Raw genomic sequence first — 15081 nt, forward strand, 5'->3', positions numbered from 1 at the left:
GAACTCAATACTTTAGCCGGATCTTCGGAGCATGTCGCACGCGTGTTCCCACCCCGGCGCAACCGCAGGCGGAACCGGGAATGGCAAAGAAGAAACACGTCGGCAAAAGCTCGAACGCGGCGGGTGGCTGGGGCGCCCTGAAAAGCGTGGGTCGCCAGTTGATGGGCAGCGGCAAGCCGCTCTCGGGTGCCAAAACGATGTTGAAAGCCAACCAGCCCGACGGTTTCGATTGCCCCGGCTGCGCCTGGGGCGACCCTGAACATGGCTCATCGTTCGAATTCTGCGAAAACGGTGTCAAAGCCGTCGCGTGGGAGGCGACGAAGGCCCGTGTCACGCCCGAGTTTTTTGCCAAACACACAGTGACCCAGTTGCAGGGCTGGACCGATTATGATCTGGAACATCAGGGCCGCCTGACACATCCCGTGCGCTACAATCCCGAGACAGACAAATACGTGCAGGTTGACTGGGACACCGCCTTTACCCAGATCGGCGCGGCCCTGAACGCGCTGGACGATCCCAACCGGGCCGAGTTCTATACCTCGGGCCGGGCCAGCAACGAGGCCGCCTTTCTGTATCAGACCTTCGTGCGCCTTTATGGCACCAACAATTTCCCCGATTGCTCGAACATGTGCCACGAGGCCAGCGGCGTTGCCCTGACGGAATCGATCGGCATCGGCAAGGGCACCGTGCTGCTGGAAGATTTTGAAAAGGCCGACGCAATTTTTGTTGTGGGCCAGAACCCCGGCACCAACCACCCCCGCATGCTGGCCGATCTGCGCAAGGCCACCCAGCGCGGCGCACGGGTCGTGGTGTTCAACACGCTCAAGGAAAAGGGCCTGCATCGGTTTGCCGACCCGCAGAACAAGCTTGAGATGATCCGGGGCGGGTCCGAGGCGACGTCGACCGATTACTTCCGCCCGCGTCTGGGCGGCGACATGGCCATCTTCCGAGGCATGGCCAAGGTGATCCTGGCCGCCGAAGACGCGGCTGTGGCCGAGGCGCGCGCCCCGGTTCTGGATCAAGCATTCATCGCCAAGCATGCGCATGGGTTTGACGCCTATCGTGCTTTGGTCGAACGCACCCCATGGGATCAGATCGAGGAACAATCCGGCCTGACCCGCGCCAAGATCGAAGAAGCTGCCGAGATTTACATGTCCGCAGACAAAGTGATCACCACCTGGGCGATGGGTATCACGCAGCACAAGCATTCCGTCCAGATGATCCGTGAAATCGTCAACGTCATGCTCATGCGCGGCAATATCGGACGCCCCGGTGCCGGGCTGTGTCCGGTGCGCGGTCATTCAAACGTACAGGGCGACCGCACCGTCGGCATCAACGAAAAGGCCCCCGCCCCCCTGCTGGACGGGATGGAGCGGGAGCTGGGCGTGCCCATGCCGCGCGATCCGGGGCATAACGTGCTGCACGCGATTGGCGCGATGCTGAATGGACAGGCCAAGGCGTTTATCGGGCTGGGCGGCAACTTTGCCCGCGCCACCCCGGACAGCCAGTTGATCGCGCAGGCGCTTGGCAATCTGGACCTGACGGTGAATGTGGCGACCAAGCTGAACCACGGCCATCTGCTGCCGGGCAAACTGTCCTTTATCCTGCCCTGTCTGGGCCGGACCGAGATTGACCGCAATTCCGAAGGCGTGCGCCAGATCGTAACGGTCGAGGATTCGATGTCGATGGTGCATGGTTCGGGCGGGATCAACCTGCCCGCCTCGCAAGAGCTGAAGTCCGAGGTGCGGATCGTTGCGGGCATCGCCAAGGCGACCGTTGGCAGCGATGTGGTCGATTGGGATACGCTGGCGGATGACAATGACAAAATCCGCGACCTGATCGCGCGGGTCCTGCCCGCCTTTGACAACTATAACGAGGCCGTGCGCAAACCGCGCGGCTTCCACCTTTATAACAGCGCCGCCGCGCGAGACTGGAAAACGCCGACTGCGCGGGCCAATTTCTCGGACGCGGATCTGCCGGATCAGACCGAATGGCAACGGGCGCAGGATGAAGATCAGGTTTTCGTGCTGCAAACCTTCCGGTCGCATGATCAGTACAACACCACCGTCTATGGCATGGATGACCGGTATCGCGGTGTCTATGGCGAACGTCAGGTTGTCTTCATGCACCCCAAGGATGTCGCCTTGCTGGGGGCCGCTGCCGGGGATCGGGTGAACGTGATCGGTTACCACGATGACGGGATTGAACGGATCGCCCACGATTTTCGGCTGGTGCCTTATGACATCCCACGTGGCTGTGTCGCAGGCTATTACCCCGAGCTGAACGTCTTGGTCCCCTATAAGACCTTTGGCGACAAAAGCTTCACCCCCGCATCGAAATCCGTGATGGTGCGCTTTGAAATACAAGGAGCCTGAGGATGGACGAGGCGCTGATGGAAACCGTCTCGGCCCTGCTGGATCGCGGCTTGGATCGTCTCAGCCCATTGGCGGCGGGCGTTCTTGCCTCGGCCCATCTGGGTCTGTCGCATGACAGCCGCAGCCTGGCCACCAAGCTGGGGATCGCCCATGCGCTTGTCCTGCGGGAATGTGTTGCGCTGAGCGAGGAACACCAAATGGTCAGCCTGGATGACAGACAGGACCGCTCGCAGCGCGTGTTCTTTTCGCTGACTGAACATGGCCATAACTTGCTTGCCAGGGTCTCTGGACCATGACTGCACCTTTTCGCCAAGGATCGGACGTTCACTACCCCACCTCATTACAGCTGGGCTGCAGCCAGCATCCGCAGGGCGCGTCACAAATGCGGGATTTGGTGCAGGAGGTTCCGGTGGCGCTGGTTTTTAATGGCTCTACCGCAGCCGTGATGATGGCCTCGCCCGCCGATATTGAGGATTTTGCCCTCGGCTTTGCTATGACCGAGGGCTTTGTCACCGGCCCCGGTGACATCGAAGAGTATGAGCAGGTCGCGCATAAATCCGGGCTTGAGGCGCGGTTCTGGCTCAAGCCACACGCCGCAGAAACGGTTGCGGCCCGGCGGCGCGCGATGATGGGGCCGGTTGGATGCGGGTTGTGCGGTATTGACAGTCTGGAACAGGCGACCCGCGCAGTTGCCACCGTCTCGGCGCACTCCGTGCGCATCCGCGCGGACGACGCGGCAGGCGCCCCCGAAGGGCTGCGCGCCCATCAACATCTACACGACCTCACGCGGTCGGCCCATGCGGCCGGGTTTTTGACGCCCGGTCAGGGCATCATCATGGTCCGCGAAGATGTGGGGCGTCACAATGCGCTGGACAAACTGCTGGGGGCTTTGATCCGTCACGGTATTGATCCGGCCACAGGGGCGGTGGTTCTGACCTCACGTGTATCGCTTGAGCTGGTGCAAAAAACCGCCGCGCTGGGATGTCCGATCCTGATTGCCGTATCTTCACCGACCGCGCTGGCGGTCGAGCTGTCGGATCAGGCTGGGATCACCCTTGTTTCGAATGCCAGGCGATCCGAATGCGCGGTGTTCACCCATCCGCATCGCATCCTGCCCGCAACACATGGACCCGCAACCATTGATTTGACGTGAGAGCTGAGCATGCTGAAAACCGCCCTTATCATTCTGACCCTCAGCGCCAGTGGCCAGACCCATTTTGCCCTTATGGAAACGGACACGGCACAGGACTGCCACGCCGCTGCTGAAACGATCAGTGCGATCTTGCAGGACACCGATATCCAAATCACTGCCATGCGCTGTGGCCGAACCGCACTGACCCTGACAGGGTTCGAACATGGTCACGCCGAGGAAGATATGCGTTGGCTTTACCGAGTGACGATCCATGGCGATGCGCTGAATGACGGGTTTACGGCCGAGCTTATGACCGATGGAACATGCAATGCGATTGAGGGGCAGACCTATTGCGCGATCTCTGCGCAGCACCCAGTGCCGCAATAAGCATCCAAGACCCCACAGGGGAAACAACGGGGCGGCATGGTTGGCCGCCCCGATTTTGTTCAGAACTTAGCTCGCAGGTGTGCTCAGCGCGTCCAGCAGCGTGCCCAGATTGTGCTGGAACATCGCCAGATAGCTGGTCGCCGGGCCACCACGCTCGGACAGCGCATCCGAGAACAAACGCCCCCCGATCTCGATACCCGTTTCGTCCGAGATCTGCTGAACCAGCGCAGGGCTGGTGATGTTTTCAACGAACAACGCGGCGACGCCTTCGCCCTTAAGCTGATCAATCAGTACCGCCAGTTCCTGGGCCGAGGGCTCGGCCTCGGTGTCGATACCAACGGGCGCCAGGAAGGTCAGGCCGTAGGCATCCGCCAGATAGCCGAACGCGTCATGCGCGGTGACAACAGTGCGGCGATCAGCCGGCAGGTCAGCCAGTTTGGTTTTGGTTTCGGCGTCCAGAGCTTCAAGCTGTGCAATATAGGCATCCGCATTGGCGGCGATCTCGTCTGCATGTTCGGGCATGGCCGCTTTCATCGCATCCGCCACGTTGGTCACATAGATCACACCATTGGTCAGCGCGTTCCAGGCATGGGGGTCGATTGCGCCGTCCACCTTCACCGGGGTGATGCCATCGGTGGCGACATGCACGGTGGCCTCGGTCCCGGATTCCGAGATCAGCGTGTCGGACCAGGTTTCAAATCCCAGACCGTTGACAAAGATGATGTCCGCCTGGGCCACAGCCTTGGCGTCGGCGACCGACGGCTGATAGACATGCGCGTCGGCATCGGGGCCAACGATGGTTGTTACCGTGGCCAGATCGCCTACGACCTCTTCGACCATATCGCCCAGAATTGAAAAGCTGGCGACGATCTGGATGTCTTCGTCAGCAGCTGCAGCCGGAAATGCGGCCAGAGCAAAGGACGCCGAGGCAATACCGGCGTAGAGGGATTTAATAAGAGTCATTTTGCTCTCTCTTCCTGTTGAATTTGCGCAAGGGGGACGCTCTTTGAAACGGACGATTTGCGCAGCCGCCCGCCAAACCCAAGGGGGCCGAAAATGGCCGAGATCAGAAAGAACACACCCGCCACCAGCACAATGGCCGGGCCCGAGGGCGTGTTTGGAAACAGGTAGGACAGGCTAAGCCCGATCCAGCAGCTGGACAGGGCAAAGACAAAGCCCAAAACCAGCTGCGCCGTGATTGTGCTGGCCCAATAGCGCGCCGCCGTTGCAGGCAGGATCATCAGACCGACAGCCATCAACGTACCCAGCGTCTTGAACGCGGCCAGCAGGTTCAAAACCAGCAGCAGCATGAAACCTTGATCCACCAGCCACGGCCAGCGTGTTTGGGTTTCGAAATAGACCGGGTCGCATGTGCTCACGATCAGCGGGCGCAGAAGAAAGGCAAACGCCACCAGCGTTACAGTCGCAACCCCGCCCACCAGCAACATCGAGGCATCGTCAATCCCAAGGATCGAGCCGAAGAGAAAGCTTTTCAGCGGCACCGCAGACCCGGCCGCCGACAAGATAAAGATCCCCACCGCCAACGCGATCAGATAGAGAGATGCAAGGCTGGCATCGCTGCGCAGGATGGTTCTGCGCGCCAGAAACGCGGTCAGAATGGCAACGCCTACGCCCGCAATCAGCCCACCGACCAATAGCGACATGACCGACAGGCCCGCCGTGACAAAGCCGATAACGATGCCGGGCGTAATCGCATGGGCCATCGCCTCACCCGCCAGCGACAAGCGGCGCAGAACAAGGAACGCCCCCACCGGCGCGACCGAGGCCGACAGAACCGTTGTCGCCACAAAAGCGCGACGCATGAACGCAAAGCTCCACATTTCGGCGAAAAGATCAAACATATGCGCTCTCCGATGCGGGGGAGTTGTTGCGGAACATCCATGAGGCCTGGCTTTCCGACATATAGCCCTGAGTCACCAGCCGGTGGGGGGTCAGCACCTCATTGACCGACCCGTGCGTTGCCTCTTGCCCGCCCAGCAACAGGGCATGGCTGCAATGATCCAGAACCGAGGACAAATCGTGCACGACCAGAACCACCGCACGGCCTTCGTCGCGCCAACGGCGGATGATCTTCAGCAGATGCTCCTCGGTGGATTGGTCAACGGCGGCAAAGGGTTCGTCCAGCAGGATCAAAGGGGCATCCTGCATAATGACCCGCGCAAAAAGCGCCCGCTGCAATTGGCCACCCGACAGCATATGCAGGGGACGGTCGGCGATATCGAGAACACCGGCCTCATCCAAGGCGGCGGTCATCCGATCCCGCGCCGCATTGTCCAGTCCGGACCGAAATCCAAACCCGCGCCACGCACCCATTGCGGCCAGATCCCGCACGCGTATGGGAAACCGCCGGTCGAATTCGGTCATCTGCGCCAGATAGCCGATTTCGCGCGGGCGTCCCTGTGGCCAGTGCAGACTGCCTGAAAGAGGGTCCATCAGGCCCAGCATCATTTTGACAAACGTGCTTTTGCCAGAGCCGTTGGCCCCCAGCACAGCAAGGGTGGTTCCGGCCTCAATATCCATTGAGAGGCGGCGAAACAGCGTCAGATCACTATATCCAAGCGTCAGGTCGCGCAGTTGCAGAACAGTTGTCATCAGATCACCGCATAGATCGATAGCCACAACAGCGCCGACAGCGCCAAAGCGCCTGCCACCAGAACTGTCACGCTGTATTCCGTCAGGCACCTGCCCCATTTGGTCATGGCACGCCTGATCATTGCTGCGCACCGCAAGCGACGAAGCAGCCCGGTAGATCTGCGGGGAAGGCGTTTACCCCATGTGTCCCGTCTTGTGGGACAGGGGATTTTTGTACTGACATGGGCCTCGCCTCCTCCGGTCGGACGGGGGGCAAGCAAGGACACGTCTTTTTACGGCATGGACCGTTTGAAACACTGTCTACTCCCTCTGGGACACCCCGCCCAGCTACGTTAAAATCGGATGGCAGGTCTCCTGACTTGCGGGTCAACGCTGTCCCGATCCTTCCCAGGCTTTGGCCCAGTGGACGATCTCGGGTCGCTTACCGCCTACAGTTGCGGGGGCAGTTACGGATTTGGCATGAAAAGCGCCGCACCGTATTCCCTTTTATCCCGTCCCGCAGATCGCGGTCAGGGAACCATCACGGCGACAAAACACAAACGGGGTTGATTCGACAAGAGATCACACTAGGACTTCACCATTTTGTGGCCGGGGCACGTTTTGTGCGAAAAAGAAATTTATCGGACCTTCACCCTATATATTGACAAGAAGTGGCAACCAAACTCTATATAGTGTTGCTTCGGTTCTTTCGATTCCTGTCGAAAGCTAAGAGGGAAACCGGTGAAAAACCGGCGCTGCCCCCGCAACTGTAAGCGGATCGTTCGGCTGAACACGCCACTGAAAGCGTGCTTTTGGGAAGGCCAGTCCGAACCACGATCCGCAAGCCAGGAGACCTGCCGGGCGCAAATGATAACCACGAACGGAGGGTTCGGGGGCGTGTTCTGGGGCATTTTCCCCGCAGCGTCCTCGACTTTGATTAAAGGACAGAGGACGACATGAGCGTTACCGTATATTCCAAACCCGCCTGCGTACAATGCACCGCAACCACCCGCGCGCTGGATGCAAAGGGCGTCGCCTATGATGTGGTCGATCTGACTCAGGACGACAGCGCCATGACCCATGTGACCGAGCTGGGCTATCGTCAGGCCCCCGTTGTGGTCGCAGGCAGCGCGCATTGGTCGGGCTTTCGCCCCGACATGATCGCCCAACTGGCCTGATCCATGACCGCGCCGATCCCGGCGCTGGTCTATTTCTCATCGAAATCCGGAAACACCCACCGCTTTGTGACGCGGCTGGGGCTGACCTCTTTCCGCATTCCGACCGGGATGGACCCGCTGCCTGACCCCAAAGGCCCCTATGTTCTGATCTGCCCGACCTATGCCGATGGCGAGGGGCGCGGGGCGGTTCCGAAACAGGTGATCCGGTTTCTGAACGACCCGGCCCGCCGCGCCGGGATCATCGGGGTGATCGGCGCTGGAAATCGCAACTTTGGTGCGACCTACGCCATGTCCGGTCGCATCATCGCCCAGAAATGCAACGTTCCGCTGCTCTATTCCTTCGAGCTGGCCGGCACTGACACCGACATCGCCCGCGTCCGCGCCGGGCTTGAAAAACTAGGGAGACACCAATGCTCGACAGCAGCGTAAATGAGCAGGACTATCACGCGCTGAACGCGATGCTGAACCTTTACGATGGTGAGGGGAAGATCAGGTTCGACGCAGACCGCATGGCCGCGCGGCAGTATTTCCTGCAGCATGTGAACCAGAACACCGTGTTCTTCCACTCGCTGGATGAAAAGCTGGGCTATCTGGTGTCCGAAGGCTATTACGAAGCGGCCGTTCTGGACCAGTATTCCAAGAACTTCATGCGTCAGATCTGGGATTCGGCCTATGCCAAGAAATTCCGGTTTCCGACCTTTCTGGGCGCGTTCAAGTATTACACCTCGTACACTCTGAAAACCCGCGACGGGCAACGGTATCTTGAGCGGTACGAAGACCGCGTTGTGATGACCGCACTGGCACTGGCGCGCGGGGATGAGGCGCTGGCCCTGTCCTTCATGGAGGAAATTCTGGATGGCCGGTTCCAACCCGCCACGCCAACCTTCCTGAACGCGGGCAAGGCGTCACGTGGTGAGCTGATCTCGTGCTTTCTGCTGCGGTTGGAAGACAACATGGAAAGCATCGGGCGCGGCATCAACTCGGCCCTGCAACTGTCCAAGCGCGGCGGCGGTGTGGCGCTGCTGCTGACCAATATCCGCGAGCATGGCGCACCGATCAAGGGGATCGAAAACCAGTCCTCGGGCGTGATCCCTGTGATGAAACTGTTGGAGGATAGCTTTTCCTACGCCAACCAACTGGGCGCGCGGCAAGGGGCTGGGGCCGTGTATATGAACGCGCACCACCCCGATATCATGCGGTTCCTCGACACCAAGCGCGAAAACGCGGATGAGAAAATCCGTATCAAGACCCTCAGCCTTGGCGTGGTCATCCCCGACATCACCTTTGAACTGGCGAAAAAGAACGCCGATATGTACCTGTTCTCACCGCATGACGTGGAAAAGGTCTATGGCGTGCCCTTCTCGGAAATCTCGGTCACCGAGAAATATCACGAGATGGTGGATGACAAACGCATCCGCAAATCCAAGGTCAACGCGCGCGAGTTCTTTCAGACCATTGCCGAGATTCAGTTCGAATCCGGCTATCCCTATGTGATGTTCGAGGACACGGTGAACCGGATGAACCCAATCGCGGGCCGGATCAACATGTCGAACCTGTGCTCGGAAATCCTGCAGGTGAATGAGGCGTCGGAATTCAATGATGACCTCAGCTATGCGCATCTGGGCACGGACATCTCGTGCAACCTCGGGTCGCTGAACATCGCCAAGACGATGGATGGCGGCGATCTGGGCCGCACTGTTGGCGCTGCGATCCGCGCACTGACGGCAGTGTCTGAGATGTCGGCGATTGACTCGGTCCCCTCCGTGCGTCGTGGCAATGATGAAAGCCACGCGATTGGTCTGGGGCAGATGAACCTGCACGGGTTTCTGGCGCGCGAACATATCCACTATGGCTCACCCGAAGGGGTTGAGTTCACCTCGGTCTATTTCGCCAGCGTGGCCTATCACGCGATCCGCACCTCTTGCGATCTGGCCAAGGAACGCAAAACGTCATTCAAGGGGTTTGAGGACTCCGACTATGCATCGGGCACATTCTTCGACAAATACACCACCCGCGATTGGCTGCCCGAAAACGACCGCGTAAAAGCGCTGTTTGATGGCATGACTCTGCCCACGCGTGATGACTGGGCGGCGCTGAAGGCCGATGTGATGAGGCACGGCCTCTATAACCGCAACCTTCAGGCGGTGCCGCCAACAGGGTCGATCAGCTATATCAACAACTCGACCTCTTCGATCCACCCGATCGTCTCCAAGATCGAAATCCGCAAAGAAGGCAAGATAGGCCGCGTTTATTACCCGGCAGCCTTCATGGACAACGACAACCTCGAATACTACCGCGATGCCTATGAGATCGGCCCCGAGGCCCTGATCGACACATACGCGGCGGCCACCGAACATGTGGATCAGGGCCTGTCGCTAACCCTGTTCTTCCCGGCCGAGGCCACGACCCGCGACATCAACCGCACGCAGATCTACGCGTGGAAGAAGGGCATCAAAACCATCTATTACGTGCGTCTGCGCCAAGAGGCCCTCGAAGGGACCGAGGTGCAGGGCTGCGTGTCCTGCAGTTTGTAAGGGGAACGAAAATGAAAGACATGATTCAAACCAAGATCCCCCGCGCGATCAACTGGAACCGTTTGGACGACGACAAAGACCTTGAGGTCTGGAACCGTCTGACCGTCAATTTCTGGCTGCCCGAAAAAGTGCCGCTGTCCAACGACATCCAAAGCTGGGCCACGCTGACCGACCATGAAAAGCAGCTGACCATCCGCGTTTTCACCGGCCTGACACTGCTGGACACGATCCAGAACACAGTCGGGGCCCCTGCCCTGATGCCGGACGCTGTGACCCCGCATGAAGAAGCCGTTCTGACCAACATCGCCTTTATGGAGGCGGTGCATGCACGCAGCTATTCCTCGATCTTTTCGACACTGTGTTCGACCAAAGAGATTGATGAGGCGTTCCGTTGGTCCGAGGAAAACCCGCATCTGCAGGCCAAGGCCGAGGCCATCCTGAACACCTATGCGCCAGGCAACGACCCGCTGAAACGCAAGATCGCGTCGGTGTTTTTGGAAAGTTTCCTTTTCTATTCCGGCTTTTATCTGCCGATGTACTGGTCCAGCCGCGCCAAGCTGACCAACACCGCCGACCTGATCCGCCTGATCATTCGCGATGAGGCCGTGCATGGGTACTACATTGGCTACAAGTTCCAGCGCGGCTACGAGAAACTGTCCGAGGCTGAACAACAGGAGCTGAAAGACTATGCCTTTGGCCTGATGTTCGAGCTTTATGGTATCGAAAACCAGTATACCGAAGAGCTCTATGACGAAATCGGCCTGACCGAGGACGTGAAGGTCTTCCTGCACTACAATGCCAACAAAGCGCTGCAAAACCTAGGGTTCGAGGCCCTGTTCCCGCCCGAGGTTTCCGAGGTCAACCCGGCCATTCTGGCTGCGCTCAGCCCCGACAGCGAAAACCACGACTTCTTCTCGGGATCGGGGTCGTCCTATGTCATCGGCAAAGCCGTGGCGACCGAAGACGAAGACTGGGATTTCTGAAACAAAAAAGGGGAAACGCGAAACCGACGCTTCCCCTTTTCATCACCAGATCGGCTGCATTCAGAAATATCGCAGCCAAATATAGACGTTCGCAATCATCAACGTCAGGATCATGATCGGAAAGGCGACCTTGGCGAAGGCGATGAAGCCGATGGGTTGCTTGGCTTTCTCGGCAAAGGCCGCAACGGTCAGGTTGGCGCTTGCGCCCAGCAGCGTCCCGTTGCCGCCCAGACATGCGCCCAGAGCCAGCGACCACCACAACGGCTCAATCGCGTCTTCGCCGCCAAAGGTATCCGCAGTGGATTCGATCAGCGGGATCATCGTCGCCACAAACGGGATGTTGTCCAGGATCGCCGACAGAATGCCCGACGCCCAAAAGATGAAGAACGCCGTCCACATCATGTCACCCTGAGTCAACTCCAACACCTTCTCGCCAAAGAAGGCCAGCAGGCCGACATGTTCGACGCCCGCCACGATGACAAACAAACCGCCAAAGAAGAAGATCGTGATCCATTCGACCTCACCGAAGATATGGTGAACGGATTCGGATTGTTCCTCGCCGCTTTGATGCCCGTAAGCCAACAGCATCAGCAGCGCCGCACCGGCCAGCGCCGATGTTCCGGGCTGAATCCCGTGGCTGTGGCCCAGCGTAAAGCCCAACAGGACCAGCGCCAGAACGGACAGGGACTTGATCATAAGCAGCACGTCCGTGACGGCCTCTTTTTCGTTGAACCCCATGATCCGCTGGCTCGCCGATGCTGGAATGCTGGACAATTCCTTGCGGTTCATCAGATAGATAATGCCCGTCAGCACAACCAGACAGATGGCCGAAATGGGCGCGAGGTTCACGACGAAATCGTTAAAGCTCAAACCCGCAGCCGATCCGATGATGATATTGGGCGGATCGCCGATCAGTGTGGCCGTGCCGCCCACGTTCGAGGCCAGAATCTCGGCAATAAAGAACGGATAAACCCGCGTCTCAAGCGCTTCGGTGATCAGCAGGGTGATCGGTGCGATCAGCAATACGGTTGTTACGTTATCCAACAGGGCCGAAAACACCGCCGTGATCAGCGTCAGCATGATCAGAATGCCCGTCGGGTTGGCTTTGACCGTCTTGGCCGCCTTGATCGCCACATATTGGAACAGGCCACATTTACTGGTGATACCCACAATCACCATCATGCCGATCAGCAAAGCCAGCGTGTTGGAATCCACCCCTGCGATGGCCTGTTCCTGATTTATGATGCCAAACAGGACCATCAGCGACGCCCCCATCATGGCCAGTATGGCACGGTTGATCTTTTCCGTGATCAACACCGCATAGACCAAGATCAAAATGCCGGTTGCGACCCAAATGGGTTCAACACCCAACAGGTGAGGAACAGAGAGCGTTGCCTCTCCGTGTGACGTCGAATGAGCTGCCAATGTACTTGTCCGGTTCGTGGGGAGTTAGCTGAGTGCGCGATCCAAGAGCGAGTTTGCGCTGACGGTCCCGACGAATTTGTTTGTGTCGGGCTCAACAAGGATCACGTGCCTTTTGAATTTATAGATCAGGAAGATACCTTCCATCACCGGCGTGTCGGGCGCGGCGATCGGAATGTTTGACGGCCTCGACATGTTGTCGCGCACTTTTTCGGTTTTCAGCCGTTCCAGCTGGGTCTCGAAATCGCTGTGCGTCAGGCTCATGAAACTCAGCGAGTCGATTGCAACGCGCGAGGCTTCGTCGTTCAGGCCAATTGTGGCCGCCTTCGGCAGGATGAGTTTTAGCAATGTGGGTGCCGTAAACACACCGACATAGGTTCCGTCCTTGTCCACAACCGGCAAAAACCGTGCCCGGCTGCCGCGAATGATGTTGAAGGCAGTCGCGATGCTTTCGTCCGGCAGAATAGTCTGCTGAGTTTCCGTCGGGACCATTACATCAAAGCAGGTCAGGCCCATGGATGTCCTCTTTGTTTTGTATTTCGACCGGGCTCGGGCGTCGTGGCAAATCGGCGGGGACGCGGGCACCGAATCGAAGTTTCTTGGTTGCGGCGTTCATTTCACCCTCGTCCCGGTTTGGCCACCCCGACGGGCAGCAAATTCCGCAGATAGTGCTGTTTTCGGGCTGGATTGGTAACAACCCGAGGTCGGAAAGCTCCCGAACCGTGCTGACGAGAAAAATTCTTCTGTACACAATTTGTATTTTTTGCAATAAGCGCCGAAACACACCGCTCATCCACCGATGGCAGAACGCGACTCCAGGAGATGCAACCACAAGGAATTTTCAAACGATGAAGGATGTCTCGCGTGACCGGAAGCGTCTGCTTTATGAGCACATCAAAGTGTCTGTGATGACATTGGCGCTGCATCCTGGCGCGGATTTGGATGAGGCGACGTTGTCGGATGAGTTTGATCTGTCCCGGACACCGTTGCGAGAAGTGTTTCGTCAGCTGGCGGGCGAAGGGTATCTTGAGCTGCGCGAGAACCGCGGCGCGCGGGTATCGGGAATGTCCTACACGACGTTGCGCGATTTCTTTTTGGCGGCGCCGATGATTTACGGGGCGATTTTGCGGCTGGCAGCGGTGAATGCAAAGCCGGATCAGATCGCACGTTTGAAAGCTGCACAAAAGGCGTTCAAGGCAGCCAACGCGGGTGCGGATCGGGCGATGGCCAACAATCTGTTTCACGAAATCACCGGCGATATGGCCGATAACATCTATCTGCTGCCGTCGTTCAAGCGGCTGCTGATCGACCATGCCCGCATCGGCATGACCTTCTATCGGCCAAAGGATGCGACCATGGCCGACAACCTGTCCCAGGCCAGCGATCAGCATGACGCCATGATCGCCGCCATCGAGGCGGGCGATGAGGCAGCTGCCGCGCAGCTGGCCATCGATCACTGGAATCTGTCTCGCGACCAGATCGAGCTGTTCGTCACACCCGAAGGGTTGGACGTTCCGCTGGGATCGATGGCGCGGAAAACCCCTGCATGAGGATGTAAATGACACCCCTGTTCAAATTTGAAGGGATCTACACGCCGGTCGTGACCCCTTATCACGAGGATGGCAGCGTCAATTGGGACGCGCTGTCGGATGTGATCGAATATCTCATCGAAAACGGTGTGCACGGCCTGATCTCGGGCGGGTCCACCGGCGAGAACTATGCCCAGACCGTGGCCGAGCGTCTTGAGGTGGCCAAATTCACCCACACGCAGATGAAAGGCCGCCTGCCTTTGGTCGTCGGAACCGGCGCGATGATGACGCCCGATTCCATTGCCCTGGCCGCAGGCGCGCGTGAGATTGGCGCGGATTCGATCCTGCTGGCCAGCCCGGCCTATTCGGTGCCCACCGACCGGGAAAACGCGCTGAATGCGCTGGCCATCGACAAGGCCGCCGATCTGCCAGTGATGCTGTACAACTATCCGCACCGCACCGGCACCATGATGGGTGAAGAATTCCTGGACCGTGTGGGCCGCAGCCGCAACTTCTGCGGCATCAAGGAAAGCTCGGGCGACATCAACCGGGTGCACCTGCTGGCGCGCGACTATCCGCATATCCAGCTGGGCTGCGGCATGGACGATCAGGCACTGGAATTCTTTGCCTGGGGCGCGCCGTTCTGGGTCTGTGGCGGATCGAACTTCCTGCCTGCGGAACATGTGGCGCTGTACAATGCCTGCGTGGTCGAAGGGAACTTTGACAAAGGCCGCCGCATCATGTCGGCCATGCTGCCCTTGATGCATGTGCTGGAACAAGGAGGCAAGTTCATCCAGACCATCAAGCATGGCGTCACCATGAACGGCATCGACGCGGGCACCATGCGCCCGCCGCTGAAGGGTCTGAACAAGGATGACAAGCGCGCGCTGGAACAGGTCACGCGCGTGTTGAAACGCAAAATCGCCGACATTGTGGCGGAGGGATAAAG

The 15081-nt window shown here is 58.8% G+C and carries 16 protein-coding genes and 2 riboswitches; of the genes, 10 read left to right on the forward strand and 6 right to left on the reverse strand.

Annotated elements, in window-relative coordinates; all coding sequences use genetic code 11:
- The first annotated feature begins 80 nt into the window (after positions 1-80).
- The 4 genes from ACRZ94_RS15930 to ACRZ94_RS15945 are packed head-to-tail and all read left to right on the forward strand — an operon-like array spanning position 81 to position 3894.
- Entirely contained in the window at positions 81-2375 is a 2295-nt protein-coding gene (locus ACRZ94_RS15930) for an FdhF/YdeP family oxidoreductase (protein WP_480797807.1), read from the forward strand.
- A 2-nt stretch (positions 2376-2377) separates the two neighbouring features.
- Complete coding sequence (locus ACRZ94_RS15935; RefSeq protein WP_480797808.1) at positions 2378-2671, forward strand: hypothetical protein; 294 nt, start codon at positions 2378-2380, stop codon at positions 2669-2671.
- A complete protein-coding gene (gene fdhD / locus ACRZ94_RS15940) occupies positions 2668-3528 on the forward strand; it encodes a formate dehydrogenase accessory sulfurtransferase FdhD (protein WP_480797809.1) in 861 nt (286 codons plus the stop codon). Before ACRZ94_RS15935 ends, fdhD begins: the two co-directional genes overlap by 4 nt.
- A 9-nt stretch (positions 3529-3537) precedes the next feature.
- Positions 3538-3894 (forward strand): hypothetical protein, encoded by a 357-nt coding sequence (locus ACRZ94_RS15945; protein WP_480797810.1) that lies wholly within the window; start codon positions 3538-3540, stop codon positions 3892-3894.
- Positions 3895-3960: 66 nt separating this feature from the next.
- Here the strand turns inward: ACRZ94_RS15945 and ACRZ94_RS15950 are convergent, their stop codons facing one another.
- The 4 genes from ACRZ94_RS15950 to ACRZ94_RS15965 are packed head-to-tail and all read right to left on the reverse strand — an operon-like array spanning position 3961 to position 6629.
- Positions 3961-4857 (reverse strand): metal ABC transporter solute-binding protein, Zn/Mn family, encoded by an 897-nt coding sequence (locus ACRZ94_RS15950; protein ID WP_480797811.1) that lies wholly within the window; start codon positions 4855-4857, stop codon positions 3961-3963.
- Positions 4854-5756 carry a metal ABC transporter permease gene (locus ACRZ94_RS15955; RefSeq protein WP_480655059.1) on the reverse strand — a complete coding sequence of 301 codons (903 nt, stop codon included), beginning with the start codon at positions 5754-5756 and terminating at the stop codon, positions 4854-4856. The genes ACRZ94_RS15950 and ACRZ94_RS15955 overlap by 4 nt, the downstream gene beginning before the upstream one ends.
- Positions 5749-6507: a metal ABC transporter ATP-binding protein gene (locus ACRZ94_RS15960; RefSeq protein ID WP_480797812.1), complete on the reverse strand. Its 759-nt coding sequence runs from the start codon at positions 6505-6507 to the stop codon at positions 5749-5751. The genes ACRZ94_RS15955 and ACRZ94_RS15960 overlap by 8 nt, the downstream gene beginning before the upstream one ends.
- Complete coding sequence (locus tag ACRZ94_RS15965; RefSeq protein WP_480797813.1) at positions 6507-6629, reverse strand: hypothetical protein; 123 nt, start codon at positions 6627-6629, stop codon at positions 6507-6509. Before ACRZ94_RS15965 ends, ACRZ94_RS15960 begins: the two co-directional genes overlap by 1 nt.
- Positions 6630-6834: 205 nt before the next feature.
- Positions 6835-7044: riboswitch (cobalamin riboswitch) on the reverse strand.
- 126 nt (positions 7045-7170) lie between these two features.
- Positions 7171-7362: riboswitch (cobalamin riboswitch) on the forward strand.
- 80 nt (positions 7363-7442) lie between these two features.
- Here ACRZ94_RS15965 and nrdH point away from each other — a divergent pair.
- Genes nrdH through nrdF form a run of 4 tightly spaced genes read left to right on the forward strand, consistent with a single transcriptional unit; the run spans position 7443 to position 11181 of the window.
- Positions 7443-7664 (forward strand): glutaredoxin-like protein NrdH, encoded by a 222-nt coding sequence (gene nrdH / locus ACRZ94_RS15970; RefSeq protein WP_480797814.1) that lies wholly within the window; start codon positions 7443-7445, stop codon positions 7662-7664.
- A 15-nt stretch (positions 7665-7679) separates the two neighbouring features.
- The gene (gene nrdI, locus ACRZ94_RS15975; RefSeq protein ID WP_480655233.1) at positions 7680-8093 is read left to right on the forward strand and encodes a class Ib ribonucleoside-diphosphate reductase assembly flavoprotein NrdI; all 414 of its coding nucleotides are present in this window, start codon (positions 7680-7682) and stop codon (positions 8091-8093) included.
- Complete coding sequence (gene nrdE, locus ACRZ94_RS15980; RefSeq protein ID WP_480655065.1) at positions 8075-10198, forward strand: class 1b ribonucleoside-diphosphate reductase subunit alpha; 2124 nt, start codon at positions 8075-8077, stop codon at positions 10196-10198. The genes nrdI and nrdE overlap by 19 nt, the downstream gene beginning before the upstream one ends.
- A gap of 11 nt (positions 10199-10209) precedes the next feature.
- On the forward strand, positions 10210-11181 hold the full coding sequence (gene nrdF, locus ACRZ94_RS15985; RefSeq protein WP_480655067.1) for a class 1b ribonucleoside-diphosphate reductase subunit beta: 972 nt from the start codon (positions 10210-10212) through the stop codon (positions 11179-11181).
- Between the two features lie 60 nt (positions 11182-11241).
- Here the strand turns inward: nrdF and ACRZ94_RS15990 are convergent, their stop codons facing one another.
- A complete protein-coding gene (locus ACRZ94_RS15990) occupies positions 11242-12606 on the reverse strand; it encodes an ArsB/NhaD family transporter (RefSeq protein ID WP_480797815.1) in 1365 nt (454 codons plus the stop codon).
- 24 nt (positions 12607-12630) lie between these two features.
- The gene (locus ACRZ94_RS15995; protein WP_480655071.1) at positions 12631-13119 is read right to left on the reverse strand and encodes a CBS domain-containing protein; all 489 of its coding nucleotides are present in this window, start codon (positions 13117-13119) and stop codon (positions 12631-12633) included.
- Between the two features lie 332 nt (positions 13120-13451).
- Here ACRZ94_RS15995 and ACRZ94_RS16000 point away from each other — a divergent pair, with 332 nt between their 5' ends.
- Both ACRZ94_RS16000 and ACRZ94_RS16005 read left to right on the forward strand, forming a co-directional pair.
- On the forward strand, positions 13452-14153 hold the full coding sequence (locus ACRZ94_RS16000) for a GntR family transcriptional regulator (RefSeq protein ID WP_480655073.1): 702 nt from the start codon (positions 13452-13454) through the stop codon (positions 14151-14153).
- 8 nt (positions 14154-14161) lie between these two features.
- Positions 14162-15079 carry a dihydrodipicolinate synthase family protein gene (locus ACRZ94_RS16005; RefSeq protein ID WP_480655075.1) on the forward strand — a complete coding sequence of 306 codons (918 nt, stop codon included), beginning with the start codon at positions 14162-14164 and terminating at the stop codon, positions 15077-15079.
- The last annotated feature ends 2 nt before the right edge of the window (positions 15080-15081 follow it).

It is taken from the genome of Ruegeria sp. CH10 (assembly GCF_056537125.1).

Excerpts from the sequence above, each read along its gene's own strand:
- ACRZ94_RS15930 (WP_480797807.1), top strand. The coding sequence starts at position 81 with ATGGCAAAGAAGAAACACGTCGGCAAAAGCTCGAACGCGGCGGGTGGC.
- ACRZ94_RS15935 (WP_480797808.1), top strand. The coding sequence starts at position 2,378 with ATGGACGAGGCGCTGATGGAAACCGTCTCGGCCCTGCTGGATCGCGGC.
- fdhD (WP_480797809.1), top strand. The coding sequence starts at position 2,668 with ATGACTGCACCTTTTCGCCAAGGATCGGACGTTCACTACCCCACCTCA.
- ACRZ94_RS15945 (WP_480797810.1), top strand. The coding sequence starts at position 3,538 with ATGCTGAAAACCGCCCTTATCATTCTGACCCTCAGCGCCAGTGGCCAG.
- ACRZ94_RS15950 (WP_480797811.1), bottom strand. The coding sequence starts at position 4,857 with ATGACTCTTATTAAATCCCTCTACGCCGGTATTGCCTCGGCGTCCTTT.
- ACRZ94_RS15955 (WP_480655059.1), bottom strand. The coding sequence starts at position 5,756 with ATGTTTGATCTTTTCGCCGAAATGTGGAGCTTTGCGTTCATGCGTCGC.
- ACRZ94_RS15960 (WP_480797812.1), bottom strand. The coding sequence starts at position 6,507 with ATGACAACTGTTCTGCAACTGCGCGACCTGACGCTTGGATATAGTGAT.
- ACRZ94_RS15965 (WP_480797813.1), bottom strand. The coding sequence starts at position 6,629 with ATGATCAGGCGTGCCATGACCAAATGGGGCAGGTGCCTGACGGAATAC.
- nrdH (WP_480797814.1), top strand. The coding sequence starts at position 7,443 with ATGAGCGTTACCGTATATTCCAAACCCGCCTGCGTACAATGCACCGCA.
- nrdE (WP_480655065.1), top strand. The coding sequence starts at position 8,075 with ATGCTCGACAGCAGCGTAAATGAGCAGGACTATCACGCGCTGAACGCG.
- nrdF (WP_480655067.1), top strand. The coding sequence starts at position 10,210 with ATGAAAGACATGATTCAAACCAAGATCCCCCGCGCGATCAACTGGAAC.
- ACRZ94_RS15995 (WP_480655071.1), bottom strand. The coding sequence starts at position 13,119 with ATGGGCCTGACCTGCTTTGATGTAATGGTCCCGACGGAAACTCAGCAG.
- ACRZ94_RS16000 (WP_480655073.1), top strand. The coding sequence starts at position 13,452 with ATGAAGGATGTCTCGCGTGACCGGAAGCGTCTGCTTTATGAGCACATC.
- ACRZ94_RS16005 (WP_480655075.1), top strand. The coding sequence starts at position 14,162 with ATGACACCCCTGTTCAAATTTGAAGGGATCTACACGCCGGTCGTGACC.